Here is a 26,983-nt window from a genome sequence, read left to right as displayed (position 1 = left end):
TTACTGGTTCTGTATCGCTTTACGCAGAAAACCCTGAGATTGTGAGAGTTTCTCCGTTGCCTCTTGACAGGTCATATCAGTCAACTGCATTAAAATTGCAATCTTTGCGTTGTTGTTGCTGAGTTTCAGTAACTGTTCGGCGCGCTCTTTTCCACAGTCGGTTGCCTGCATAACGATCCGGATTGCCCGGGCTTCCAGTTTCTTGTTAGTTGCCTGTACGTCAACCATCAGGTTCTGGTAGCTTTTGCCTAATCGGATCATACTGGCTGTTGTCAGCATATTCAGGACCAGCTTTTGCGCAGTGCCTGATTTTAGCCGGGTTGAACCTGTCAGAGCTTCGGGGCCGACAACGGGAGAAATAGCAATCCGGGCAATCTCTGCAATTTTTGAGTCCGGATTACAGGAGACGGCGACTGTAGCCGCACCAAGCTGATTAGCGTATTCCAGAGCACCGATGACATAAGGTGTCCGGCCACTGGCTGCAATACCGACCAAAACATCCTGTTGGGTCAGGCTGAGCTGTTGCAGGTCATGTTTTGCGGCTTCCGGTGAATCTTCTATTCCTTCCTGAGCTTTAAACATGGCATCTTTCCCACCGGCGATAAGACCAATGACCATTTGATCGGAAACACCGAAAGTCGGAGGACATTCGGATGCATCCAGGACTCCCAGACGTCCACTGGTGCCGGCGCCGATATAAATCAGTCTGCCATTGTTCTTAAATGCTTCAGTGATGACATCCACTGCAGCAGCGATTTGCGGTATCACTTTTTCTACTGCAAAAGGAACGGTTTTATCCTGCTGATTGATCCGTTCAAGAATAGCTTGTGAGGAGAGCAGATCGATATCCATGGTTTCCGGGTTACGACCTTCTGAAACCAACTGGGATAGTGCTGACAATAACGCATCATTCGTCATAAGTTTTACTCTGTATCCTGATTTTAGCGGGCCGTATAAATGACCCCAAGTGAAACGGCTCTGGAAGCGCCGGTGACTTCCGGTACGTTGCTGGGTATGCCATGTATGCGCTGATGAGCCAGCCAGGCAAAAGCCATAGCTTCCATATAGTCGCTGTCAACGCCCTGTTCTGATGTTGTACTGACGAGCCAGTCTTGCAGTTGTGCCTGTAATTCTTTCATTAACAACGGATTGCTGGCACCACCGCCACACACGAATAACTGTGGCTGAGTACCACTCTGATGTAAAACTACCTGATCTGCAATGGTTTCGGCTGTTAACCGGCACAGTGTTCTTTGTATATTTTCAGCAACAATGTGACGGCCGAGCATTTTCACTTTCGATTGAACCCAGTCCAGATTGAAATATTCTCTGCCGGTACTTTTAGGTGGTTGTGCTGCGAAATAAGCATCGCGCTTCATCACTTCCAGCAACGGCAGGTCGACCCGGCCACTTTGGGCAATGCGTGCGTCTTTGTCGAATTTTTCTCTGGTGTGGTACTGACACCAGGCATCCATCAGAATATTACCGGGGCCGGTATCGTATCCTGAAACAGGATAGTTTGGTCTGATGACCGAAATATTAGCAATACCACCAATGTTGAGCACAATCAGTGTCGAGTCTTTATGGGGGAAGATCTCACGATGGAAAGCGGGCACAAGCGGCGCTCCCTGTCCTCCCAGTGCCATATCTTTACGGCGAAAATCGGCAACAGTATCAATGCCGGTCTGGGTGGCAATGATATGAGCATCTCCAAGCTGCAGGGTAAACGGGGTTTCTCCGGCCGGATGATGGTACACCGTCTGACCATGACAGCCGATTGCCCGGATATCCTGTGCCCGGTAGCCAGTCTGGGCAAGCAGTGCATTGACTGCATCGGCAAACAGATGTCCCAACCGGTGATCGAGAATACCAATTGCCGGGAGGTGTGTCGGCTGACCGGTGCAGATATCCATAATGCTTTGTTTGATAGACTCCGTCATCGGATGTAAATAGGATGAAATGAGCCGAATATTGTGATCGTCTATCTCGATCAAGGCAACATCAACACCATCCAGACTCGTGCCGGACATAACACCAATATACAATTCTTTCTGAGCCATCGTTGATTCCGGATGGAGGTACATAATAGCATTGTAATTGATTTTCGTCGCAGAACCACTCTGGTTTCAATTCTGTTTTTCACGTTAACTTCAGACGGTTGGGATGGATTGAACGGTTCTTGTCTATCTATGTGAACTGTATCTGGATGGTGTTGTGTATATAATCGGTTCTGGAGTGAATGATCTGAAATCGGGAGATGAATATGGGGCCACTGTGGCTGGATGTTGAAGGGTGTGAGTTGAGTGCGGAAGAAAAAGAGATTCTGGAGCACCCGACGATTGGCGGCGTAATTTTGTTTGCCAGAAATTATTTTGATTCAAGGCAGTTACAGGCCTTAACTCAGTCAATCCGGCAGTATGCACGGGGGCCGATTCTGATTGGAGTTGATCAGGAAGGCGGTCGGGTTCAGCGTTTTGTGGACGGCTTTACCCGTCTGCCGTCTGCTGCCAGTTATGCCCGTTTTCCGGACAGTGAGCGTTTGGCTGAACTGGGTGGCTGGATGATGGCCAGTGAACTGATTGCTCATGATATTGATTTAAGTTTTGCTCCGGTTCTCGATACAGGCTTTGCCTGCCGGGCGATCGGTAATCGGGCTTTCGGTGAAGATGGTGATACTGTTGCTCGCTTGAGTAAGTCATATATTCAGGGAATGAAGTCGGCAGGTATGGCGACAACAGGAAAGCACTTTCCTGGACATGGTGGTGTTGTGGAAGATTCACATAAAGAAACACCTTATGATCACCGTGAAAATATTCTGGAAACCGATATGCAAGTGTTCCGTCAGCATATTCAGTCCGGGTTATTAGATGCAATGATGCCCGCTCATGTGATCTACCCGCATTATGATAGTCAGCCGGCCAGTGGTTCTGAATTCTGGCTGAAGGAAGTTTTGCGTCAGAAACTCGGATTCAGGGGCATTATTTTTTCTGATGATCTGGCCATGGAAGGTGCTTCGGTAATGGGCGATGCTGTTGCCCGCTCACATCAGGCATTGGCTGCCGGATGTGATATGTTGCTGCTGTGTAATGATCGCTCAGCTTCGGTACAGGTGCTGGACAATTTGCCCATCATGGAGGTTTCCGGTGGCGAATGTCTGCGCAAGCAGAGCATAATACAATATACCGAACTGAAACGTACTCCACAGTGGAAGCATGCAGCAGACGCTCTGAGGCCACTGACTGAACAAACGCTCTAGTTTATACCCAGTGTTTCTTTCAGATTTTTCAGATAACGCCGGCTCACCGGAACTGTGTGCCCGGAAAGGGTCAGAACTTCAGCCAGACCATGCTCCAACAGTTTTATTTCCTGAATCATTTTCGGGTTAACCAGATACTGACGGTGGCAGCGAAGAAGTGGTGTCTTTTCTTCCAGATGCTTTAGTGTGAGCTGGCTGGTGGCTTTTTTATCCCGGGTCTGAACGTGAACGCCGGCAAGATCGCTGCCGGCAAATTCGACTTCCTGTATCGGAATAATCACAATTCGGTTAAGTCCGGTACAGGGAACCTGTTCCAGTGACTGTGGGATTATGGGAGAAATATCCTGCCGCTGTATATCCCGTTTTAAACGTTGCAGCGTTTTGTGCAGTCGTTTTTCATCAATGGGTTTCAGCAAATAATCGAACGCATTGTCTTCGAATGCCTGAATAGCATATTGATCATAGGCTGTAATGAACACAATTCTCGGCATGGTTTCCTGATCCAGCATAGCCAGTAAATCAATTCCGGTGATTTGTGGCATCTGAATATCAAGAAAAACGACATCTGGTTTCAACTGATTAATCTGTTTCAGCCCGTCAATTGCATTTCCTGCCTGACCAATGATCTCCAGAGATCCATCTTCTTTGAGGAGTTGTTCCAGTTCTTCTCTGGCATGAATTTCATCATCAATAATCAGCGCTTTCATTATGACATTCTCTCAGATTGCGTATCAGGTCATGTCCGGGAGTAAAAATTGCATTTTGGTCGATATCTCGGGTTGTACTTCAGTTTTCAGCCCGGATGAGGCACCGAAATAGTTGACCAGACGTTTGTTGACAATCTGCATTCCCAGTCCATGGGTTTCATTTTCAGATGGCCGGTAACTTCCGGCGTTATCTTCAACAGTAATCAGGTGACCATGAGTGGCCGGTTTGCTGTAAATACGAATGCGTCCGGTATCAAGCAGGTTTGATGTGCCGTGTTTGATGGCATTTTCAACCAGAGGTTGCAGCGTGAAGCTGGGAACCGTTCGCTCCAGAAGCTGAGGTTCGATTTGAATATCAACCTCAAGGCGGTCGCAAAACCGGGCTTGTTCTATCATGAGATAGGCATTCACATGGGACAGCTCTTCCGCAAGTGTGACAGTCTCAACATTCTGTTTTAAGTTGCTCCGGAAGAAATGGGCAAGATGCTGAATTAATGCTCTGGCCTGATGTGGATCCGTGCGGATGATCGCACTGATCGTGTTCAGAGCATTAAAGAGGAAATGAGGATTGACCTGAGCCTGAAGGAGTTTGATTTCTGCCTGTGACAACAAGTTTTTCTTTTGTTGGTATTCACCATACAGAATCTGACTTGATAATAACTGAGCAATACCTCCGGCCATCGACATATTAATGGATGAGAACAGTTTCCGCTTCCGCTCGTAAAGCTTAATGGTACCGACTACACGATCATCGACCCGCAGGGGAATAATAAGCGCGGAACCCAGTTTACAGTCTGGTGAGAGAGAACATTGATAAGGTCGTTCGTATCCATCCAGATAGATAATCTCATTTTTCTCAATAGATTCAATAGTTTTTTGGGATGAGATGGGCGTATTGGGATGGTGGTGATCATCGCCGACACCGATAAAAGCAAGAATCTTTTCCCGATCGGTAATTGAAACTGCACCGACATTGGTTTCTTCATAAACTATGCGGGCGACCGGTTCAGCTGTTCTGGCTGTGAATTCATCTGATAGTAACCCTACGGAACGTTCGGCTATACGCAGAGCTTTCCGGGAAAATGTGGCTGAGTATTCTTCGTAGATAGATTTTTTATCCTGCAGAATGCTCATAAATAGCGCTGCACCGACGGAGTTGGCAATAATCATCGGGGCTGCAATGGTACTGACGAGCGTAAAAGCCTGTTCGTAAGGTTTGGCCACAAACAGAATGATTAGCATCTGGAGAATTTCAGCAAACAACGTGATACTGAATACAACCCCTGGGTGAAACAATAGCTCCCTTTGGTATCTTCTCATCAGATAGGTATGCAGAAGTCCTCCGATCAATCCTTCTGTTGTCGTCGAAATTGCACATGCCAGATCGGTAAATCCCCCTAATGTGTAACGATGAAGTCCACCGGTCAGTCCGACGGCAAAGCCGACAACCGGTCCACCGAATAATCCCCCCATCACAGCGCCGATAGCTCTGGTGTTAGCAATCGCGTCATTGATTTGTAAACCAAAGTAAGTGCCCAGAATACAAAACAGAGAAAAAAGCACATAAATTGACAGTCTGTGCTCCAGACGGGACGAAATATTTAGCAGCGGAAGAAACAGTGGCGTCTTGCTGAGCATATAAGCGAGTACAAGGTAGACACACATCTGCTGAAGCAGGGAAAGAATTACATCCATTGTCGTAAAAGTGTCCGTAAACATGCGCTTTATTTTAGGGGAAGCGTCGGGAATAAAATACCGGTGCATCAGGGATTTGTGATGATATAGATATGTAAATTATTTTTTACATGTGATGTTTTTATTTTTTTACATTCACAAGTGCCGTTTATACTGGTAACTTGTGCCTCAATTGTGATGTAATTCTCGGTGTTCGAGAATGTATTGTAAATAATTTTGTACGGGTGGTGATGATGAATGAATTAAATGACATTAATATAGTTGAACAGCAGGTTCTGATTACTCCGGAAGCGCTGAAAGAGAAACTTCCGTTGAGTGAGAAGGCACAGCAGTTTATTCATCAGTCACGTCAGACGATTGCCGATATTATCCATAAACGGGATCATCGTTTACTGGTTGTGTGCGGACCCTGTTCAATTCATGATTTGGATGCTGCTAAAGATTATGCCAGACGTTTTAAGGAATTGTCGGCAGCAGTCAGTGATCAGCTTTATCTGGTGATGCGGGTTTATTTTGAGAAGCCACGGACAACCGTCGGTTGGAAAGGGCTGATCAATGATCCGCATCTGGATGGATCATTTGATATTGAACACGGATTACATGTGGGCCGTCAGCTACTGGTTGAGCTGGCTGAAATGGAAATCCCTCTGGCAACGGAAGCACTTGACCCGATCAGTCCTCAGTATCTCTCCGATACATTTAGCTGGGCGGCTATAGGAGCAAGAACGACCGAGTCACAGACACACCGGGAAATGGCAAGTGGTTTATCCATGCCGATCGGTTTTAAAAATGGTACAGACGGCAGTCTGGCTACGGCGATCAATGCGATGCAGGCTGCGTCATCCAGCCACCGTTTTATGGGAATTAATGCGGAAGGTCAGGTTGCTTTGCTGACCACTCAGGGAAATCCTAACGGGCATGTTATTCTGCGTGGCGGAAAACAGACCAACTACGATTCGGTTTCTGTTGCCGAATGTGAAGCAGAAATGCAAAATGCAAAACTTGACTCATCATTGATGATAGATTGTAGTCATGCGAATTCTCGTAAAGATTTCCGTCGTCAGCCTCTGGTTGCTGAAGATGCTATCCATCAGATTCGTGAGGGAAATCGTTCAATTATAGGGTTGATGATCGAAAGTCATATTCATGAAGGAAACCAGTCTGCCGATTTACCTCGTGAGGAGATGCAGTACGGTGTATCGATTACTGATGCATGTATTAGCTGGGAAGCGACAGACACACTGCTGCGTCGTGCGCATCAGGAACTGGTTCCGTTTTTAGAAAAACGTTTGCAAGATTAAAGAGGTTGTTCATGGCAGTTGAGCTCAACGCGTTACGAGATCAGATAGATGAAGTCGATCAACAGATGATTGAACTTCTTGCTCGCCGTCTGGCGTTGGTTGAGAAAGTCGGGGAAGTGAAAAGTCAGTATGGTTTACCGATTTATGCCCCGGATCGTGAGGCTGCCATGTTGGCTGCGCGCCGTGAAGAAGCTGAGAAACAGGGTGTACCGGCTCAACTGATTGAAGATATTCTGCGTCGGACGATGCGGGAGTCTTATTCTAGTGAGAAGGATGCTGGTTTTAAGTGCCTGAATCCGGATCTGCGTCCGATTGTTATTGTCGGTGGGCAAGGGCAGTTAGGCAGTCTTTTTGCCCGGATGTTTCGCTTATCTGGTTATACGGTGAAAATTCTGGGCAGTCAGGATTGGGATCGCGCAGATGAACTGTTGTGTGATGCCGGTATGGTTGTAGTGACCGTACCGATTCATCTGACACTGGACGTGATTGCCAAATTGGGGAATTTGCCTGAAGACTGCATTTTGTGTGATTTAACATCGATAAAATCCAAGCCACTGCAAGCGATGCTGGATGTTCACTCAGGTCCGGTTGTCGGGTTACATCCTATGTTTGGGCCAGATGTTCCCAGTCTGGCCAAACAGGTTGTTGTTTACTGTAATGGTCGTGGGGAAGAAAGTTATCAGTGGCTGTTACAACAGATTTCTATCTGGGGAGCCAGTTTATGCCAGATCAGTGCAGAAGCTCATGATCATGGTATGACACTGATTCAGGCTCTAAGGCACTTTACTTCTTATGTCTATGGGCTGCACTTGTCGAAAGAGAATCCTGAACTGGAAAAATTACTTCAGCTCAGCTCTCCGATTTACCGTCTGGAGTTGGTGATGGTTGGCCGTCTGTTTGGGCAGGATCCGAATCTCTATGGTGATATTATTCTTTCCTCTGAAGAGAATATGGCGATGATCCGCCGTTTCTATCAGTGCTTTACTGAGGCGATGAAGATCATTGATGAGAAAGATAAAGGACAGTTTATCGAGAATTTTTCTAAAGTGAGTCAATGGTTTGGCGACTACTCGCAGAGATTCATGTCAGAGAGTCAGAATTTACTCAAACATGCCAATGATGCAATTCATCGTGGTTAAGTAAAAAAGAGCGGTTTTTCCGCTCTTTTTTATTGTGACTAACCTGTCTTAATGCTCATTCCCCAGATCGGACAGATGCTCAAGTTCCCGGTGTAATAGTGAGTCATCACCGACATTCAGTTCAACCAGTCGTTTTAGATGAGAGATACTCTCTACATCAATATAAGCAATACTGGCCCGTAATATACTGTCGTGCAGGCTGACAATATTAGCTGTCATCTGAATTGAAATATCGCTTTCAGGGAGCGGAAATTCAATGTAAATGGGTTGTTCGGGATCAAGTCTTGGCTCACCATCGATCGAAAGAAGCACCCCATGCAGGGATAGATCCTGAACTGTTGTTGCAAGGCGAATGGAATCCTGGGTCACTAAAGCCGGAGCCCGGTAGATAATACGTGAAAATCGACGTTTTTCTGCCATATCTCTGTCTCTGTATGTAGATGATGGGTCGGCCAAACAGAAAAGATGTTTCGCCAATAGTGGTTCAATCATCTTTACAGGGATAAAAAAGGCCGCAAGTGGCGGCCTTTTCATTCAAACAGAAAACACTATTTCGCGATACGTTTGTATTTGATGCGATGTGGTTCCGCAGCTTGGGCACCCAGTGTCTGTTTTAGCCACTCTGTGTATTCAGTATAGTTACCTTCGTAGAAGTTAACCTGTCCTTCATCACGGTAATCAAGAATATGTGTCGCAATTCTATCCAGGAACCAGCGGTCATGCGAAATCACCATGGCACATCCGGGAAACTCAAGTAAAGCTTCTTCCAGTGCCCGGAGTGTTTCAACGTCCAGATCGTTGGTTGGTTCATCAAGCAGTAAGACGTTTCCGCCAGCTTTGAGCAGTTTTGCCAGATGGACACGGTTACGTTCTCCACCGGATAACTCTCCGATAACTTTTTGCTGATCAACACCTTTGAAGTTAAACCGGGAACAGTAAGCCCGGGCAGGGATTTCAAAGTTGTTGATCCGGATAATATCGGCACCTTCTGAGATTTCCTGGAAGACGGTATTTTTATCATTCATGCTGTCACGGAACTGGTCTACTGAAGCCAGTTTTACGGTATCGCCAACGTCTATCGTACCTGAATCCGGCTGCTCTACACCACTGAGCATTTTGAACAGGGTTGATTTCCCGGCACCGTTCGGACCGATGATTCCAACAATCGCGCCTTTCGGCATACTGAAAGAGAGATCATCAATCAGTACCCGGCCATCGAAGGATTTTGTCAGATTTTTCACTTCAATGACTTTTTCACCTAAACGTTCACCTGGTGGGATGAAGAGCTCGTTGGTCTCATTCCGTTTTTGGTGATCGGTGCTTTGCAGTTCTTCAAAACGGGCCATCCGGGCCTTGGATTTAGCCTGACGCCCTTTTGGATTCTGACGTACCCATTCAAGCTCTTTCTCAATCGTTTTCTGACGGGCTTTTTCCTGAGCTGCTTCTTGTTTTAAGCGAGCATCTTTCTGCTCCAGCCAGGAGGTATAATTTCCCTGCCAGGGAATACCTTCACCACGGTCAAGCTCAAGAATCCAGCCAGCGGCATTATCCAGGAAGTAACGGTCGTGGGTAATCGCAACGACAGTGCCGCTGTAATCGACGAGAAAATGCTCCAGCCAGGCCACGGATTCGGCATCCAGGTGGTTGGTTGGCTCGTCCAGTAACAACATGTCCGGTTTTTCCAGCAGAAGGCGACAGATAGCAACCCGGCGACGTTCTCCCCCGGACAGATTACTGATTTTAGCGTCCCACTCCGGCAGACGTAGTGCATCAGCGGCTCGTTCCAGCATATTATCGAGGTTGTGACCATCTTTGGTCTGAATCAATGCTTCCAGTTCGCCCTGTTCTTTTGCCAGTGCGTCAAAATCTGCATCCGGTTCTGCGTAGGCCGCATAGACTTCATCAAGGCGTACCAGAGCATTTTTGACATCTGATACTGCTTCTTCAACGATTTCACGGACAGTCTTACTCTCATCCAGCACCGGTTCCTGAGGGAGATAACCAACATTCAGTCCGGGTTGTGGGCGGGCTTCCCCATCTATGTCTTTATCAATACCAGCCATGATGCGGAGCAGGGTTGATTTACCGGCACCATTGAGACCCAGTACGCCAATTTTAGCGCCAGGGAAAAAACTCAGAGAGATATCTTTCAGGATTTGTCTCTTCGGGGGAACAATTTTGCTCACCCGGGACATCGTGTACACGTATTCAGCCATTGCCGATCGTTCCTAATTGTTACTCGTAGATCAAAACGCGCATTTTATACTAATCAGATGACATTTGTTACTAGCTGTTATTTTTTTAGTTCAGACTTTGGGGGAGTCAGATGATTTGTGAAAAAATATGCAATCGGGTGTTGTTTTGAATTTTTTGTTAATTTAGCCTTCCTCATGTAAAAAATGAGGAAATAATGACTAAAATGTTAAGGAAGCATTCCGGGAAAGAAAGAAGGTTTTACCGTTCATGAAAGTGTCGTGGGGGAGATACATACTGCCCATGATGCTCTGTGTTTTAACTGGGAGTTTCTACGCACAGAACATCTCTGCAAAAGATAAGCTGACTCTGGAACAACAGCGTCAGCTCTATGATCGTGCCCAGCTCTGGCTGGATAAGAAAGATGTCAGAAAATACCATGATGTCCGGGAACAGCTACTGAGCTATCCACTTACACCTTATCTGGATTATCGCTCCATGTTAGTCAATATTGGCGATAAACCACCGCTTGTAATTAAAAACTTTATTGATAGTCACCGGGAATTCCCATTCTCCGGCCGGATTAGTGCTCCCTATCTTGATGCGTTGGCTCAGGAGAAAAAATGGGCGCTTTTACTGACTTACCAGAAATCGACTCCCAGACAGGAGAAATACCGTTGCTACTATTACACAGCAATGTGGCATACCGGCAGAAAAAGTGAAGCATACCGGGGAGCTGAATCATTATGGCTTAGCGGAGATAGTGTATCCGATGCCTGTGATTTCCTTTTTTCTCAATGGCATAAAACAAGGTATTTTTCTGACCGGCAAATTATCAAACGAATGTTTCTCGCCTTTGAACAAAGCAACTTTTCTCTGATGAAGTATCTGAGTCGGCAGATTCAGACAGATAAGTCTCGTTCGCAGGCTCTGCGTTTGCTCGATGTATACCGGCATCCGGAACAGGTGCTGGCACTGATGAATTCAGAAAAGCTGCGTCCGGATGAGTCAAAAATCATTGTATTAGGTTTAAAAAAGTGGGCGGCAGTCAAACCGATAGCCGTTTATTCTCTGATAGCCCAGCAACTGCTCTCTTCACTTACACCAGAAGAGCAGAGGGAAGTTTCCCATTATCTGGCCAGTCAACTGTTAGATGGAGATGAGGTCTCTGGTGTGACGGCGTGGCGGGATCAGATCATTGCTGAAAGTGGTGATCCGGACTTGATAGAACAACGTATTCGTCAGGAAATTGGCCATGGAAACTGGGTCAATATCAGTCGTTGGATTAGCCGTTTACCCGAATCTGTACAGCAACTTCCCAGATGGCAGTTTTGGCTGGGACGGAGTGAAATGGCATCCGGAAATACGGCTGAAGGTGTGAAAACACTGGCTGCGCTCACCGAATTACGGAATTTCTATGGTGTGGCGGCTTCTGAATTTCTGCAACAACCATTTGTTTATCGAACAAATACGCTGACCTATGATCCTGATTTGATAGAACCTTACCAAAAAGCATTGATTCGCATCGGGGAGCTGATTGACCGGGGAAAAATAGTCGCCTCTAAAAGTGAGTGGCACTGGTTACTTCAGCGGGCTTCTGTTGAGGAGCGGGCTATGCTGGCACGCTATGCTTCTACCGCGCACTGGTATCATTTGGCTGTAGTCGCAGCTATTCAGGCAGAGTTATGGGGGAATCTGGATTTACGCTTTCCCAGAGCTTATCTGAAATGGTTTGAATTTTTTGGTAATAAACACAACATTGATCCGATTACGCTGATGTCTCTGGCAAGGCAGGAAAGTGCGATGGATATCAAAGCTCATTCGCCGGTTGGCGCTAAAGGTCTGATGCAGCTTTTGCCTTCAACTGCGCGGCATGTTGCCAAGAAATATCAGCTTCAGTATCACAGCTCAAGTGACCTGTTTAATGTGAAGAAAAATATTGAACTGGGAAGTCAGTATCTCAATGAATTACTGGCTCGCTATGAAGGTAACCGGGTACTGGCTTTTGCAGCATATAATGCCGGACCTTACCGGGTGGACCAATGGCTGAACGATTCGGATGGAGAACTGGATGTTTACCGGTTTATTGAACTGATCCCATTTCGTGAAACCCGGGGATATGTGCAAAATATCCTGATGTTTGAAACCTATTACCGTTACTTAATGGGAATTGAAGGAGATTTTTTACAGCATATGGAAATTGATACAAAATATTGATTCCATTGATCGGTGAAAGCTCTACAATGGAAAGGCGTGTATCAATGAATGAGTACGGTAATGTTACAGCAACCGAAATTTACTGACTGGCAGTCCTTGTTGGATCTGCTAAAGGAAGCATCGGAGCAGGAACGTCTGGAGATGTTGTTGACCATGATGATGACTTCTGATGAACGGGAAACACTGGTTTCCAGAATTAATATTTTTTATGAGTTGCTCAAAGGTGATTTATCGCAGCGGCAGATGAGCCAGATGCTTGGTGTCGGCGTTGCAACAATTACCCGGGGTTCGAATGAACTGAAAGTTTGTTCTGAAGATGATAAAGCGGCTCTGGCTGATTTACTGTTCGGGAAAGATTAACAATTCGTACACACCATTACCATTCAAGCCGGCTTGTGTCTGACAGGCTGGCTTGAATGCTTTTATTTGCCCACTTTCTTTTTACCGGGCTGTGATAATATTGTCTGGATAGAGTGTCGGATTGGCAAAAGGAACCAGAGCCAGAATCAGAGCCTGATGATAGACCGAACAACGAGTGAGCAGATGATTGGTGAGTAAACCAATTGCACCGCCCTGTTGTTTGATATTCTGTGTCTGAAACAGCTCATCCATGACATTTCCGAGCTCTGTGTCAGCGTTTAACTGTATAACGACCTCTGGTGGAAGTATCAGGCTTGAAGATCTGGATTCTCCTCTTTTCTGCTCGGATTCAATGACCATCCACGCATAAGTGAATCCATTTTCTATACCGGCTTCCAGTCCGACATAAAAATCAGCACCTGGGATCTCTTTCCTGGCATTGGAAACCCGGTTTAATGCGCCTAAGCGGGTTTCAGAATCACTCATTGGTTGTTCTGATACGCCACTTGCGACCGATATACCAACTACTTCTGACTGATGTTCAGGAAAAACTTCCTGAAATGCATTTTCTACGGCTTTGAGCTTAACTGGGTTGAGCGATGCTACGATAATTCGGCTCATTATCTGATTCCTCTTGGTTGTACTTCCAGTTCTTCAGTTCTGCTACTGTCATTGGTTTACCGAAATAATATCCTTGTAAATAATCGCACTGATAGTCGGAAAGCCACTGATGCATACTCTCAGTTTCTATTCCTTCCGCGGTGACTTTCATATTTTGAGAATGACATAAGTCGATCAATGGCTTCACTACCTGATGCTTTTGACTGGCTATCAGTGTATCAAGAAACTGGCGGTCCAGTTTTATCTTCTGGACCGGATACTGAACCAACTGTGAAATAGAAGTATATCCGGAGCCAAAATCATCAATTGTCAGACCAAATCCGAGTTTGGATAGTTCATGTAATAGTGGGAAGCTCTGAGACTCTGCTGCAAAAGTTTCCGTAATTTCGAACTCTATCAGGTGTACCGGAATACGATAAGTGATTGCAAGCTCTTCAATATATTCTGCAAGTTGCATTGAATCCAGTTCTGCGGATGACAGATTAATTGCAATCTTTTTAGGTTCAGTCTGTATTTCCTGAACTCTGGAAAATTCCTCAAAAGCTTTGCGGATCACCCAGCGATCAATTTCCCCGAACAGACCGGTTTGCTCGGCGATTGGGATGAACTCATCTGGTGAAATGTCCCCCAGATGAGCCGATTCCCAGCGAAGTAGTACTTCGAATCCTGATACTGCTTTTCCTGAGCAGGTGAAATAGGGTTGGTAAACCAAGCTGAACTCGTGGTCAAAAGAGCCCGCTCTCAGTGCCCGTTCAATATTCGCTCGGCGCTGAACAATTTTATCCAGTTCTCTTGAGTAATGGGCTATCTGGTTTTTTCCTGCATTTTTGGCCTGATACATTGCTGTGTCGGCATTTGAAAGGAGTTTTTCTATATGCTGACCATCCTCCGGGAATGTGGCAATACCGATACTGGCCGTGATCGGAAAATTCCCCATGGGAGAATGAGTCCGGTTTTGTATCGGTTCCAGCAGCTTTTGTGCAAATTCGTCCTCGATTCCCGGTTGTTCGGTAGATGATTGCAGAAGAATTGCGAACTCATCTCCGGAGAGTCGGGAAGCCAGACTATGGATCTGATAAGTCTGATTAAAATACTGACAGAGTGTTTTGACATGATTGGCAAAATTGATCAGCAGCGAATCACCGATTTGGTGTCCATATTTGTCATTGACGTATTTAAAATTATCTAAATCAATGTAAAGAGCCCAGACATGTGTATGCGTCTGCGAAAGAATGGTTTTGGCGTGACGCTGGAACTGATGTCGGTTTGCCAGGTTTGTCAGGTGATCATTTTCCGCCAGTACTTTTGTTTGCTGGTAGGTTTTTTCCAGCTCGGTATACATGACATAGAAACGTGATGACAGGCGTCCGATTTCATCATTGGTCGGGAGTACTTCAATGTTTTTCCGTTCGTTATTTTCAACTTCCTGAAGTTGATTATCCAGACGAGAAATTGGATTGATCACGTGTTTATACAGAAGCAGTAGTAACAGAAGGACCGTGAAAAATGCCGATATACCAAAAGCGAAGATCAACTCTTTCTGAATAGAGTTCAACTGATGATTCAGGATAAATGGTGCCGGATCGAGGGTTGCGGACAAACCCGACTGAAGTTCGACCGTTTGGGACAATCCTTCTTTTTCAGGTGGCTTGCCGGTGAAGAAAATAGTGGTTTTATTATCGAATTCCAGATTTTTTTTCAGGACATTGAAACGGTTTAGCGTAGCGTAGACAACGACAAAAAAGATTTCATCCTGATTATAACTTAAAGGTGTTTCCAGCGTTTTGGTATCCAGAACATCGTAACGAAGTAATACGCCTTCACCAGAAGAATTTTCAGTGTAGCCGACATAGGCAGTTTTCTTCGTCTGTTGATAGATTTGCCCGATATATCTGAGAAGTTTTGGATCCATTTGAGCAAAAGGATCATTACTTCTTTCCGCGTAATAAAGGACTTTACGCTGTCCATTCAGAATCGAAAGAGCAACAAACTGCTTTTGTTTGGGCTGTAATGTGTGGATGGTTTCATGAAGGTTATCGACGAGTTCGAGCTCCCGGAACGGATTTTGCTCATGAAAAAAGTAGTGGCGGATAATATCGCTTTTCGCCAAAGTATAGGCATAGCTACTGACCAGAGTATTTGTTTGACGATAATATCCGGCTAGTTTCTCCATGTTGAGTTGTAGATAACTATCGGTCCTTTTTATAAGTGCATCTTTTTGTGTTACGTAAATTATGTAACTGGATGCAGCTGCGCTGAATAAAATAACGGGAGCGATGAGTAATAATATTCTATGGTTGAGCTTCATGTTGATTTATCAGACTGTTGATGATTTTTGCCCGTATATTCAAATTCAGTGGTGATAATTCCGAATCAATCATTGTGTTTTTCATTTTATTGATTGGTGGAAAAATACTCTTGTCATGAATAAAACTTGGAGGCAGCAATTTTAATGCTGCCTTATTTGGGGTTGCAGCACCAATATCCAAAGCATTCTGAGCCGCGATATCGGGTTGCATCAGATAATTCAGAAAGTCTTTTGCTGCTTTTTTATTTTCTGAATTACTGTTTATTGCCATGCAGTCAACCCAAAGAAATTGTGGTCCTGCCGGTGTGACGAATTTCCAGTTATTGTTCTGAAAATATCGATTTAACGAAGATTGATCTCCGCTATATCCTAATGCCATGTATAGGTTGTCATTGTTCTTGTGACTCCTGACGTAACTCAATGCATATTCATAGGTAAGTATATCGGGGCTCAGTTCAGTCATCGCCTGATAAGCTGCTTTTAATTCAGAAAGGGTGTCGGTTATCGGCGACAGATGGTGAGCATACAAAAAGGGGAGTAGTGTTTCGACACTATCCTGAATCATCCCTATGTGCCCTTTTAACTCTGGAGGTGGGTTGATGAAATCGGACCATGTCTGTGGTGGTGAAGATACTTTATTTTTCCTGTAGACAATACCAACACTTCCCCAGAAATAAGGAATGGCATGTGTACCACAGATTTTATTCCACCGAGGATCAATATATTGGCGATTTTTCAGTGATGAGAGATCTTCGAAGGTATCCTGACGTGCAAAAATATGAGCAGAAACGTTATCCAGAACAATGATATCGAAAGGAAGCTGAAGACTTTTCAGCATGAGCAGGCTACGTTCATCATCATTATCAAAATGGAAGAGATTCAAAGGGTAATTAAACTTTCTTTCCCAGTCAGATATAACCTTGTTCGATAATGTATCTTCCCATAGGTAAATATTAAGCCCTGCCGAAATAGCAGAGAATGGAAGCCCGACAAGGATAAGAATCAGTATTCTAGCGAGTTGTTTATTCATCATTTATAAGTTTAGCGTCTGACGTGCTATCCGCTCCATTCATGAGAAAAAACTACTTGTTGTTTTCATTTATTGATGGGCCAACAATACGACGGGAAATTAATTGAGCTCATTCTATGTCGTCAATGCCGTATTGTCAGCTTTTCTGGGATGGAAATAATAAGTTTCTCAGTTTTGTTCCACTTGTGTCGGTTTCACATTTTCAATTGGGTAACAACCCAGCACTTTCAGAAACTTGGTTAATTTGGTTAATTCTCTCAAGGCACTTTGCATTTCAGCTGAAGCCAAATGGGACTCTAAATCAACATAGAACATTTCTTCCCATGGATTTCCCATCACTGGTCTGGATTCCAGCTTGGTCATGTTAATTCCCAGCTTTTGCAGAACCTGAAGTGTCGAGACTAATGAGCCTGCTTCTTGTGAGGTTGCCATAATGAGAGTTGTTTTGGCCGGGATTTGCAGAGAAACTTCAACAGGTTTACGGGCAACAATAATAAAGCGGGTATAATTTTCTGTCTGGTTGGCAATATTATTTTTAATTGGTTGTAAACCATATAGTTTTCCGCTGGAGGCATTGCCGATTGCCGCGACATCACTGCGGTTCATCTCTTTGACTTTTTGCATGGCGTCAGCCGTACTGATGCACGACTCCAGCGTAACTCCCTGTAAATACCCCAGAAATTCACTGCATTGCTGCAATGGCTGTGGGTGAGAGTAGAGTACTTTTAGATCTTCAAGGTGAATGTCCTGAGTTGCCAACAGGCAGTGTTCGATAGGAAATGTTAATTCACCAACGATATGAAGTGTTGTGCGTTGCAGTAAGTCATACACTTCGTTGATTGAGCCTGAGCTGGTATTTTCTATGGGTAAAACGCCGTAATCTGCATGCCCTGATTCAACTGCTTTGGTGACATCTTTGAACTGTTCACAGTTCAGTTCAACCAGTTCGACGTTTTTCCGGCTGAAATATTCACGGGTTGCCAGGTGTGAATAAGATCCTTTCGCTCCGAGAAATGCAACTCTTGAGGTTGGTTTCTGATGAGCTGGGTTGGCTAAGTTCTGCAAATAGGTTTGTTGCAGCAATACCGAATCTTCAATGATGGTATAAAAGACTTTGGTGATGTATTGCGCATCCAACTGGTACTTTTCTTTTCCATTGTTGATGAGTTTTACCAGTAATTGTTGCTCTCTGTCGGCATCACGAACAGGTTTGGCTGTTTCCACTTTGCTCTTGGCAACTTCAATACTTAGTTTTCGGCGTTCTGATAGTAATTGGAGCAACTGATCGTCTAACTCGTTCAGTCTTAAGCGGATATCCTGTAAAGAGTACTTCTGAGACGTCATAACTTTTTCCTCATAAGAAAAGACCTCCACAATGATAGGAGGTCCTTCATTTGTTATTTCATATGCTCAAATGACGGGCAGAATCTGGAATCTCCCTTAATTTGTCATTCTGATATAGGACTCCGGAGCTGAATTATTTGATGCATATAAAACTGAATGTGAAAATTTAGTGACACAATAAGCAAGGTGCCATAAGGCGTCAAGCAAAAAAACAGCGCCTGGAAAGCGCTGTTTGAAATGGAGTATTGATCTGTTTTTACAAGGTTGCTGACGGGGTGATCTTGTCGGTCCGTCTGGCTTCTGGTTTGTGTCTCAGCTTGTTGAGTTGGCGTTCCAGTTTTTGTTCGACTTCATTGACGGCAATATATAAGTCGTCATGTGTTGCTGAGGCGACGAGTTGCCCTTTGGGAATAGAGATAATAGCTTCAAATTTTTTCTTTTTATCCGGTTCTTCCTGGAAAGTGGTCTGACAGCCAATGATGTCGACTTGCCATTTTTCCAGTTTTTTTATTTTCCCTTCGATATGCTCACGGATTGCAGAGGTGACTTCAATGTTTTTACCGATAATGTTTACTTTCATACGTGATTCCTCTGTTGCGATCCCATCTGGATTACTTTCAGAGTACCTGTTTGAGGTGGAAAAAATGTGACATTGATCATTTAAATGAATGAGGAATTCTGGCATCGATTCAAACGTGATCTGTCGCAAAGAGTCATCGAGAGAAAGTGAAAAAAGGGTTGAGAATATTTTACGCCACGATAGATTAGAGAAAGGTTGAACTGAAAAATATCTGTTTTTTAGTGGTTTTTTTCGACCTGTAAAAATGACATCAAAGTAGTTGATTTAAAAAGCTATCTTTGCTCCCCAAATCATACTTGTTTTTCGGGGAGCTGGGAGTCAGTGTCAAATTGTTAGAGAGGGTTCAATGCGATGAGCGACTGAGTTCTCTTGGCTGCATCGGTTAACCCCAGTTTTTGGTAGGCTTCTAACTGGATTCGTAATGACTTTTTCGCCGCTTCCGTATCCGGGAATGTTTTCTGTAATTCCTGACACCGTTTAATTGCTGCAATCCATGCTTCTCTTCTCAGATAAAAATCTGCTGTTGCCAGGTCATAGTTAGCCAGTCGGTTTTTTAATGCATAAAGCCGCTGGTGCGCGTCTTTAGCATAAGGACTGTCCGGGTAGCGCTGAAGTAATTTCTTAAAATCAGCAAAGGCTTCTTTGGCGGGTTCCGGATCCCGATCCGAACGATCAATATTAAACAGTTCCTGCATGAAGTTCGTATCTTGGGCGATATTAGTCAGGCCTCGCATATAAAGTACCCAATCTATTTTTTCATGGGTTGGATTCAGACGCATAAAGCGATCGATAGTTGCCAGACTCATGGCTAGCTGATCACTTTTATAGTAGGCATAAATGAGATCAAGCTGGACCTGTTTTGAGTACGCTCCGAACGGATAACGCGAATCCATCGCTTCCAGTTTTTCAATCGCACTGCTCCAATTACCACTTTGTAAAGAGACTTTGGCTTCTGAATAGAGTTGTGACGGCGGGATGTCGGGAACAACATGTTCACTGCTTGAGCATCCCGCAAGAAGTGTAAGCGCAAGTAGACCTGATAAAGCTTGGTATTTCATGTCAGAAGTGGCTTCCTTTAATATCAAAATAGTTCAGTGAAAGTTCTCTTTGTAAAAGGTTACGTTACTTTCTCAGTGGTAACAGATACAATAAGCGCATTATTTTATCCATACTAGGGACTATTAGTCTCCTTGTTTTTTAAAAAGTTCGATATGGCTCAGCAGATTGAATTAAAGAATACCGTAAAAGATAGTCAATTAGGGCAGCGTCTGGATCAGGCGATTGCCGAGTTGTTTTCTGATTTTTCCCGTTCCCGTCTGAAAGAATGGTTACTATCCGGGAAAGTTGTTGTCGATGGAGAAGTGGTAACGAAACCTCGTCAGAAAGTGATGGGTGGTGAAGAAATTGTTCTTCAGGCTGAACTGGAAGACGAGGAACGCTGGCTTCCTCAGGATATCGCCTTGGATATTGTCTATGAAGATGATGATATTCTGGTGATCAATAAACCGCGAGATTTTGTCGTTCACCCGGGGGCAGGGACTCCTGATGGTACGGTTCTGAACGCTTTACTGCATCATTATCCGCAGATTGCCGAGGTGCCGAGAGCCGGTATTGTCCACCGTTTGGACAAAGACACCACTGGATTGATGGTTGTTGCGAAAACCGTTCCGGCTCAAACCCGTTTAGTCCGGGCACTCCAGAAAAGAAAAATTACCCGTGAATATGAGGCGATTGCAATAGGGACAATGACAGCCGGTGGTGTTGTTGATAAACCGATCGGGAGGCATCCGACAAAGCGGACATTAATGGCAGTATCCCCAATGGGGAAACCGGCAGTGACACATTACCGGGTTGCTGAACATTTCCGTGAACATACCCGGATCCGGCTTCGTCTGGAAACCGGCCGTACTCACCAGATTCGTGTGCATATGGCATCGATTCAGCATCCTCTGCTTGGGGATATTGCTTATGGTGGGCGGGTCAGAATTCCTAAAGGGGCTGATGAGCTGGTTGTTGAATTGATTAGAAACTTTGATCGTCAGGCTCTGCATGCGGTTATGCTGAAATTTGAGCATCCGATTACGGGAGATGCACTGGAGTTCCATGCCCCGGTTCCTGAGGATATGGTTACTCTGACAGAAGCTCTACGTGACGATGCAAATAAGTACGGACAAGATGAGTATTCATGATGATTACACCTGACTGGCAGCTTCCTCCCGGAATTCGGGCTGTTTCTTCGACGCGACAACAGGGTGTTTCGACGGGGAAATATAAAAGTCTGAATCTGGGGATGCATGTTGGTGATGTACCGGAGCATGTTGCTGAAAATCGCAAACGGGTTATTGCGTATGCGGGCATGCCATCTGCGCCGGTATGGATGAATCAGACTCATTCGACCACAGTACTGTCAGTTGATCAGCCTACGGATAAGGCATTGGATGCTGATGGTATTTTTACTCAGAACCCCGGTATTGTATGTGCTGTTATGACCGCAGACTGTCTTCCTGTTTTGCTGACTAACACCGCCGGAACGGAGGTTGCTGCGGTCCACGCCGGATGGCGGGGACTGGCTCACGGGATTCTAGAGGAAGCTGTCTCCTGCTTTTCTGGCGAGGTGATGGTGTGGTTGGGGCCGGCCATTGGCAAAACCGCGTTTGAAGTCGGGGATGATGTTGTTGAAGCGTTTACCAGAAACGATCCGGTTGCCGAACAAGCATTTGAAGCACGGGAACAGGTCGGGAAATGGTCTGCAGATCTGGAGATGCTGGCAAAACAGCGTCTGCACCGGATTGGGGTTGAGCGTGTTTCTGCCAGTGGTTTATGTACATACAGTGACTCACACAATTTCTTTTCTTTCCGGCGGGATGGTGTAACAGGAAGACAAGCCTCATTTATTTGGATCGAATAACTATTTTTATGTTGGTGATTTGATTCTGCCCCTTGAAAAAACGACAAGACGTATCCATTTTTCTAACAGTGAAGTTTTATTGCTCCGGAGAAAACAGGAGATAGGTATATGCGTCTTGACCGATTTACCAGCAAATTCCAGATTGCTATTTCTGATGCTCAGTCACTTGCACTTGGGCGTGATCATCAATACATCGAACCTGTCCATTTAATGGTTTCATTGCTGGATCAGAACGGTAGTCCGATTCGGCCATTGTTGACCATGCTTGATGTGGATGTCATGCATTTGCGTTCAAAGCTTGGAGAAATGCTCGACCGTCTTCCCAAAGTGAGTGGGATTGGAGGTGAAGTTCAACTCTCTAATGCAATGGGATCTCTTCTGAATTTATGTGACAAAGTCGCACAGAAACGCCAAGACGCCTATATTTCTTCTGAAATTTTTCTCTTGGCTGCCTTAGAAGATAAAGGCCCGTTGGGTGAACTTCTGAAAGAGATCGGTTTGACTGAAAAGAAAGTTTCAGATGCGATCGAAAAAATTCGTGGTGGACAGAAAGTCAATGACCCGAATGCAGAAGAGTTACGCCAGGCACTTGAAAAATACACCATTGACCTGACCGAACGTGCAGAACAGGGCAAATTAGATCCTGTGATTGGGCGAGATGATGAAATCAGACGCACGATTCAGGTACTGCAACGCCGGACTAAAAATAATCCCGTCATTATTGGTGAGCCGGGAGTAGGGAAAACCGCAATTGTTGAAGGGTTGGCGCAGCGAATTGTGAATAGTGAAGTTCCGGAAGGGCTTCGTGGACGGCGGGTTCTGTCTTTAGATATGGGAGCTCTGGTTGCTGGTGCAAAATATCGCGGTGAGTTTGAAGAACGTCTGAAATCGGTACTGAATGAACTGGCGAAAGAAGAAGGAAACATCATTCTGTTCATTGATGAGCTTCATACCATGGTCGGCGCCGGTAAAGGGGAAGGTTCAATGGATGCCGGAAATATGCTGAAACCGGCATTAGCCCGGGGTGAACTTCACTGTGTTGGTGCTACAACACTGGATGAATATCGTCAGTATATTGAGAAAGATGCAGCCCTTGAACGCCGCTTCCAGAAAGTGTTGGTTGATGAGCCGACTGTCGAAGATACCGTCGCGATTTTACGCGGTCTGAAAGAACGCTATGAGTTGCATCATCATGTTGAAATTACTGATCCGGCGATTGTTTCAGCTGCGAGTTTATCCCACCGTTATATTTCAGATCGGCAGCTACCGGATAAGGCGATTGACCTGATTGATGAGGCTGCTTCGAGTATCCGTCTACAGATTGATTCAAAACCGGAAGCGTTAGATAAGTTAGAGCGGAAAATTGTTCAGTTAAAAATAGAGCAGCAGGCTTTAAGTAATGAGCACGATGACGCCAGCGAAAAAAGGCTGGATATTCTCAATGAAGAACTGCAGGAGAAAGAGCGGGAGTATGCGGAACTGGAAGAAGTCTGGAATGCTGAAAAAGCTGCTCTTTCCGGAACTCAACACATCAAGGCTGAACTGGAACAGGCTCGTTTGGATCTTGAAGTAGCCCGAAGAGCGACAGATCTGAGCCGCATGTCAGAACTGCAATACGGCAGAATACCTGAACTCGAAAAACAACTTGATTTGGCGGCTCAGGCTGAAATGCAGGAGATGACATTACTGAAAAACAAAGTAACAGATGCTGAGATTGCTGAGGTATTGTCAAAACAGACTGGTATTCCGGTTTCCAAAATGCTTGAAGCTGAAAAAGAAAAACTGCTGCGTATGGAAAATATGCTGCATAAGCGGGTTATTGGGCAGGGAGAAGCTGTAGAGGTTGTATCTAATGCAATTCGTCGTAGCCGGGCCGGTCTGTCTGATCCGAACCGTCCAATTGGTTCATTCCTGTTTCTTGGACCAACTGGTGTCGGGAAGACCGAATTATGCAAGGCATTAGCAAACTTTATGTTTGACAGTGATGATGCGATGGTTCGGATCGATATGTCTGAGTTTATGGAAAAACATTCTGTTGCACGTCTGGTTGGTGCACCTCCCGGTTATGTCGGATATGAAGAAGGTGGATATCTGACAGAAGCGGTCCGGAGAAAACCATATTCTGTAATTTTGCTTGATGAAGTTGAAAAGGCACATGTGGATGTCTTTAACATTCTGCTTCAGGTATTGGATGATGGGCGTCTGACTGATGGGCAGGGTAGAACGGTTGATTTTCGTAATACGGTCGTCATTATGACCTCGAATTTGGGATCATCTCATATTCAGGAACATTTTAAAGAGCTGAATTATGAAACGATGAAAGAGCAGGTTATGGATGTTGTCAGTAAACACTTCAGGCCAGAGTTCCTGAACCGGATTGATGAAAGTGTTGTTTTCCATCCTCTGGGTAAAGGACAAATTAAGTCTATTGCTTCTATTCAGATCGAGCACTTGCGTCAGCGGATGCTAGAGAGAGATTATGAACTTGAAGTGGATGATGAAGCGTTAGAGTTGATCGCTCAGGTTGGTTATGACCCTGTTTACGGCGCAAGGCCATTAAAGCGGGCAATACAGCAATCTGTGGAAAACCCATTGGCGAAATCGATTCTAAGCGGGGAACTGCTACCGGGAAAACCGATACTTCTCTCTGTAAAAGAGAGTCAGATAGTAATGTCACAGTAAGTCTTACATGGATGAAAAGGTGTCGAATGACACCTTTTCTTGTTTCAGAAAGACCTGAAGGGAGTATTTGCTGGATGAAATTGCTAGAAACTTGACCGCTTCGGTCAATGTTTAATCTGTTGAATGGAAAAAGAATAAATTTATGAATTTTCCTATTGCTAAGTTGAATTAACGCAATATAATGCGCCTCGTTGTCTCGGGACTGAGTCGCGATTCGATGACGGTATTTTGAGTTTTGTGAAGCTCAAAAGAGAGAATGAAAAAAGTGTTTGACACAAAAAGTTATCTCGCTAAAATGTCCGTCCGCTTCAAGTGCTAAGCGCTGTGAAGCAAAGCTCTTTAACAATATAGACCAATCAATCTGTGTGGGCACTCGTCGATAAACATCCAAAAGATTTTATCAATGATACGAGTGACCAACCGAACCGAGATTCTTTTGGGAATTGAAGTTCAGCACAGTCAATTCAGTCTTACATTTATGTAAGATGAACAGTATTCATTGAGCCGAAGCTTAGGCTTCAAAAAAACTTTTAATTGAAGAGTTTGATCATGGCTCAGATTGAACGCTGGCGGCAGGCCTAACACATGCAAGTCGAGCGGAAACGAGAGAAAGCTTGCTTTCTCGGCGTCGAGCGGCGGACGGGTGAGTAAAGCCTGGGAAATTGCCCTGATGTGGGGGATAACCATTGGAAACGATGGCTAATACCGCATAATGTCTACGGACCAAAGAGGGGGACCTTCGGGCCTCTCGCGTCAGGATATGCCCAGGTGGGATTAGCTAGTTGGTGAGGTAAGGGCTCACCAAGGCGACGATCCCTAGCTGGTCTGAGAGGATGATCAGCCACACTGGAACTGAGACACGGTCCAGACTCCTACGGGAGGCAGCAGTGGGGAATATTGCACAATGGGCGCAAGCCTGATGCAGCCATGCCGCGTGTATGAAGAAGGCCTTCGGGTTGTAAAGTACTTTCAGCAGTGAGGAAGGGGATAGTTTTAATAGAGCTGTTCTTTGACGTTAGCTGCAGAAGAAGCACCGGCTAACTCCGTGCCAGCAGCCGCGGTAATACGGAGGGTGCGAGCGTTAATCGGAATTACTGGGCGTAAAGCGCATGCAGGTGGTCTGTTAAGTCAGATGTGAAAGCCCGGGGCTTAACCTCGGAGTTGCATTTGAAACTGGCAGGCTAGAGTACTGTAGAGGGGGGTAGAATTTCAGGTGTAGCGGTGAAATGCGTAGAGATCTGAAGGAATACCGGTGGCGAAGGCGGCCCCCTGGACAGATACTGACACTCAGATGCGAAAGCGTGGGGAGCAAACAGGATTAGATACCCTGGTAGTCCACGCCGTAAACGATGTCTACTTGGAGGTTGTGACCCAGAGTCGTGGCTTTCGGAGCTAACGCGTTAAGTAGACCGCCTGGGGAGTACGGTCGCAAGATTAAAACTCAAATGAATTGACGGGGGCCCGCACAAGCGGTGGAGCATGTGGTTTAATTCGATGCAACGCGAAGAACCTTACCTACTCTTGACATCCAGAGAAGCCGGAAGAGATTCTGGTGTGCCTTCGGGAGCTCTGAGACAGGTGCTGCATGGCTGTCGTCAGCTCGTGTTGTGAAATGTTGGGTTAAGTCCCGCAACGAGCGCAACCCTTATCCTTGATTGCCAGCGGTTAGGCCGGGAACTTCAGGGAGACTGCCGGTGATAAACCGGAGGAAGGTGGGGACGACGTCAAGTCATCATGGCCCTTACGAGTAGGGCTACACACGTGCTACAATGGCGTATACAGAGGGCAGCTAACTCGCGAGAGCATGCGAATCCCAAAAAGTACGTCGTAGTCCGGATTGGAGTCTGCAACTCGACTCCATGAAGTCGGAATCGCTAGTAATCGTAGATCAGAATGCTACGGTGAATACGTTCCCGGGCCTTGTACACACCGCCCGTCACACCATGGGAGTGGGCTGCAAAAGAAGCAGGTAGTTTAACCTTCGGGAGGACGCTTGCCACTTTGTGGTTCATGACTGGGGTGAAGTCGTAACAAGGTAGCGCTAGGGGAACCTGGCGCTGGATCACCTCCTTACGTAAAGATGTTGTTGTATGAGTGTTCACACAGATTGATTTGGTTTATAGAGAAGAGATTTTGGGTCTGTAGCTCAGGTGGTTAGAGCGTTCGCCTGATAAGCGAGAGGTCGGTGGTTCAAGTCCACTCAGACCCACCAAATTTCCTTCTGCTGTGTTAAGTTATTCGTCGCATATTATTGATATGCTTCCTCATAACTTGCCTTGCATAAGAAAATTTGCAATATGCCGCGATGGGGCTATAGCTCAGCTGGGAGAGCGCCTGCCTTGCACGCAGGAGGTCTGCGGTTCGATCCCGCATAGCTCCACCATCTTTAAGTGTTCTTTTTTAGAGTGTTAAGAAAGAGAATATTTAGAAATGGTTTTGCTTTGAATGAAGTAAAATCTTGCTCTTTAACAATTTGGAAAGCTGACAAAGTAATGGTTGTTTTTAAAGAAACAACAGATTACTTGTAAAAGTTCTCAATACTTTCTCGAAAGAGAAAGACCAACACAATCAAGTGTTCTTGGAATACATTTAATGTATGTATTCAATTGAGTCCGGCAAAACCAGTCTCTCGCTCATGTAAA

The 26,983-nt window shown here is 45.3% G+C and carries 20 protein-coding genes, 2 tRNA genes and 1 rRNA gene; 11 read left to right on the top strand and 12 right to left on the bottom strand.

Going from position 1 to position 26,983, the window contains the following annotated elements; all coding sequences use genetic code 11:
• Both murQ and OCU74_RS12565 read right to left on the bottom strand, forming a co-directional pair.
• The gene (gene murQ / locus OCU74_RS12570) at positions 1 to 918 is read right to left on the bottom strand and encodes an N-acetylmuramic acid 6-phosphate etherase (protein WP_087481407.1); all 918 of its coding nucleotides are present in this window, start codon (positions 916 to 918) and stop codon (positions 1 to 3) included.
• 23 nt (positions 919 to 941) lie between these two features.
• A complete protein-coding gene (locus OCU74_RS12565) occupies positions 942 to 2,060 on the bottom strand; it encodes an anhydro-N-acetylmuramic acid kinase (protein ID WP_087481408.1) in 1,119 nt (372 codons plus the stop codon).
• Between the two features lie 203 nt (positions 2,061 to 2,263).
• Between OCU74_RS12565 and nagZ the strand changes: the two genes are divergently transcribed.
• On the top strand, positions 2,264 to 3,256 hold the full coding sequence (nagZ, locus tag OCU74_RS12560; protein WP_087481409.1) for a beta-N-acetylhexosaminidase: 993 nt from the start codon (positions 2,264 to 2,266) through the stop codon (positions 3,254 to 3,256).
• Here the strand turns inward: nagZ and btsR are convergent.
• Both btsR and OCU74_RS12550 read right to left on the bottom strand, forming a co-directional pair.
• Positions 3,253 to 3,966: a two-component system response regulator BtsR gene (gene btsR / locus OCU74_RS12555; RefSeq protein WP_087481410.1), complete on the bottom strand. Its 714-nt coding sequence runs from the start codon at positions 3,964 to 3,966 to the stop codon at positions 3,253 to 3,255. The two genes, nagZ and btsR, sit on opposite strands and share 4 nt — an antisense overlap.
• Before the next feature lie 21 nt (positions 3,967 to 3,987).
• A complete protein-coding gene (locus tag OCU74_RS12550; RefSeq protein WP_087481411.1) occupies positions 3,988 to 5,658 on the bottom strand; it encodes a sensor histidine kinase in 1,671 nt (556 codons plus the stop codon).
• A 230-nt stretch (positions 5,659 to 5,888) separates the two neighbouring features.
• On the opposite strand from OCU74_RS12550, the gene OCU74_RS12545 reads away from it, so the two are divergent.
• Together OCU74_RS12545 and tyrA are read left to right on the top strand one after the other, a co-directional pair.
• Complete coding sequence (locus OCU74_RS12545) at positions 5,889 to 6,959, top strand: 3-deoxy-7-phosphoheptulonate synthase (protein ID WP_390623630.1); 1,071 nt, start codon at positions 5,889 to 5,891, stop codon at positions 6,957 to 6,959.
• Between the two features lie 11 nt (positions 6,960 to 6,970).
• On the top strand, positions 6,971 to 8,098 hold the full coding sequence (gene tyrA, locus OCU74_RS12540) for a bifunctional chorismate mutase/prephenate dehydrogenase (protein ID WP_087481412.1): 1,128 nt from the start codon (positions 6,971 to 6,973) through the stop codon (positions 8,096 to 8,098).
• Between the two features lie 48 nt (positions 8,099 to 8,146).
• Here the strand turns inward: tyrA and OCU74_RS12535 are convergent, their stop codons facing one another.
• Entirely contained in the window at positions 8,147 to 8,518 is a 372-nt protein-coding gene (locus OCU74_RS12535) for a PilZ domain-containing protein (RefSeq protein ID WP_087481413.1), read from the bottom strand.
• Positions 8,519 to 8,646: 128 nt separating this feature from the next.
• Positions 8,647 to 10,314, bottom strand: a complete 1,668-nt coding sequence (gene ettA, locus OCU74_RS12530) for an energy-dependent translational throttle protein EttA (protein ID WP_087481414.1) — start codon at positions 10,312 to 10,314, stop codon at positions 8,647 to 8,649.
• A 280-nt stretch (positions 10,315 to 10,594) separates the two neighbouring features.
• Between ettA and OCU74_RS12525 the strand changes: the two genes are divergently transcribed.
• Both OCU74_RS12525 and trpR read left to right on the top strand, forming a co-directional pair.
• Positions 10,595 to 12,508: a transglycosylase SLT domain-containing protein gene (locus tag OCU74_RS12525; protein ID WP_159457430.1), complete on the top strand. Its 1,914-nt coding sequence runs from the start codon at positions 10,595 to 10,597 to the stop codon at positions 12,506 to 12,508.
• Positions 12,509 to 12,568: 60 nt separating this feature from the next.
• Positions 12,569 to 12,868, top strand: coding sequence for a trp operon repressor (gene trpR / locus OCU74_RS12520; protein ID WP_087481415.1), 300 nt, complete (start codon positions 12,569 to 12,571; stop codon positions 12,866 to 12,868).
• Between the two features lie 81 nt (positions 12,869 to 12,949).
• Here the strand turns inward: trpR and yjjX are convergent, their stop codons facing one another.
• The 6 genes from yjjX to bamD all read right to left on the bottom strand — a co-directional run bounded on the left by yjjX (position 12,950) and on the right by bamD (position 19,809).
• The gene (gene yjjX / locus OCU74_RS12515) at positions 12,950 to 13,489 is read right to left on the bottom strand and encodes an inosine/xanthosine triphosphatase (protein ID WP_087481416.1); all 540 of its coding nucleotides are present in this window, start codon (positions 13,487 to 13,489) and stop codon (positions 12,950 to 12,952) included.
• Positions 13,452 to 15,797: a putative bifunctional diguanylate cyclase/phosphodiesterase gene (locus OCU74_RS12510; RefSeq protein WP_087481417.1), complete on the bottom strand. Its 2,346-nt coding sequence runs from the start codon at positions 15,795 to 15,797 to the stop codon at positions 13,452 to 13,454. Before OCU74_RS12510 ends, yjjX begins: the two co-directional genes overlap by 38 nt.
• Positions 15,781 to 16,827 carry a polyamine ABC transporter substrate-binding protein gene (locus OCU74_RS12505; protein ID WP_087481446.1) on the bottom strand — a complete coding sequence of 349 codons (1,047 nt, stop codon included), beginning with the start codon at positions 16,825 to 16,827 and terminating at the stop codon, positions 15,781 to 15,783. The genes OCU74_RS12510 and OCU74_RS12505 overlap by 17 nt, the downstream gene beginning before the upstream one ends.
• 168 nt (positions 16,828 to 16,995) lie before the next feature.
• Entirely contained in the window at positions 16,996 to 18,171 is a 1,176-nt protein-coding gene (gene pheA / locus OCU74_RS12500) for a prephenate dehydratase (RefSeq protein ID WP_087481418.1), read from the bottom strand.
• 256 nt (positions 18,172 to 18,427) lie between these two features.
• Positions 18,428 to 18,751 carry a ribosome hibernation-promoting factor, HPF/YfiA family gene (hpf, locus tag OCU74_RS12495; protein WP_087481419.1) on the bottom strand — a complete coding sequence of 108 codons (324 nt, stop codon included), beginning with the start codon at positions 18,749 to 18,751 and terminating at the stop codon, positions 18,428 to 18,430.
• 332 nt (positions 18,752 to 19,083) lie between these two features.
• On the bottom strand, positions 19,084 to 19,809 hold the full coding sequence (gene bamD, locus OCU74_RS12490) for an outer membrane protein assembly factor BamD (protein WP_087481420.1): 726 nt from the start codon (positions 19,807 to 19,809) through the stop codon (positions 19,084 to 19,086).
• 153 nt (positions 19,810 to 19,962) lie between these two features.
• On the opposite strand from bamD, the gene rluD reads away from it, so the two are divergent.
• The 6 genes from rluD to OCU74_RS12460 all read left to right on the top strand — a co-directional run bounded on the left by rluD (position 19,963) and on the right by OCU74_RS12460 (position 26,724).
• Positions 19,963 to 20,940, top strand: coding sequence for a 23S rRNA pseudouridine(1911/1915/1917) synthase RluD (rluD, locus tag OCU74_RS12485; RefSeq protein ID WP_087481421.1), 978 nt, complete (start codon positions 19,963 to 19,965; stop codon positions 20,938 to 20,940).
• Positions 20,940 to 21,659 (top strand): peptidoglycan editing factor PgeF, encoded by a 720-nt coding sequence (gene pgeF / locus OCU74_RS12480; protein WP_087481447.1) that lies wholly within the window; start codon positions 20,940 to 20,942, stop codon positions 21,657 to 21,659. Before rluD ends, pgeF begins: the two co-directional genes overlap by 1 nt.
• A 108-nt stretch (positions 21,660 to 21,767) precedes the next feature.
• A complete protein-coding gene (clpB, locus tag OCU74_RS12475; RefSeq protein ID WP_087481422.1) occupies positions 21,768 to 24,341 on the top strand; it encodes an ATP-dependent chaperone ClpB in 2,574 nt (857 codons plus the stop codon).
• A 531-nt stretch (positions 24,342 to 24,872) separates the two neighbouring features.
• Positions 24,873 to 26,414, top strand: a 16S ribosomal RNA gene (locus OCU74_RS12470).
• Between the two features lie 62 nt (positions 26,415 to 26,476).
• Positions 26,477 to 26,553, top strand: a tRNA-Ile gene (locus tag OCU74_RS12465).
• A 95-nt stretch (positions 26,554 to 26,648) separates the two neighbouring features.
• Positions 26,649 to 26,724 (top strand) — tRNA-Ala (locus tag OCU74_RS12460).
• Positions 26,725 to 26,983: the final 259 nt, after the last annotated feature.

This window comes from Vibrio mangrovi (assembly GCF_024346955.1).
Classification (GTDB): Bacteria; Pseudomonadota; Gammaproteobacteria; order Enterobacterales; family Vibrionaceae; genus Vibrio; species Vibrio mangrovi.
This window is presented reverse-complemented; position numbering and strand designations above follow the sequence as displayed.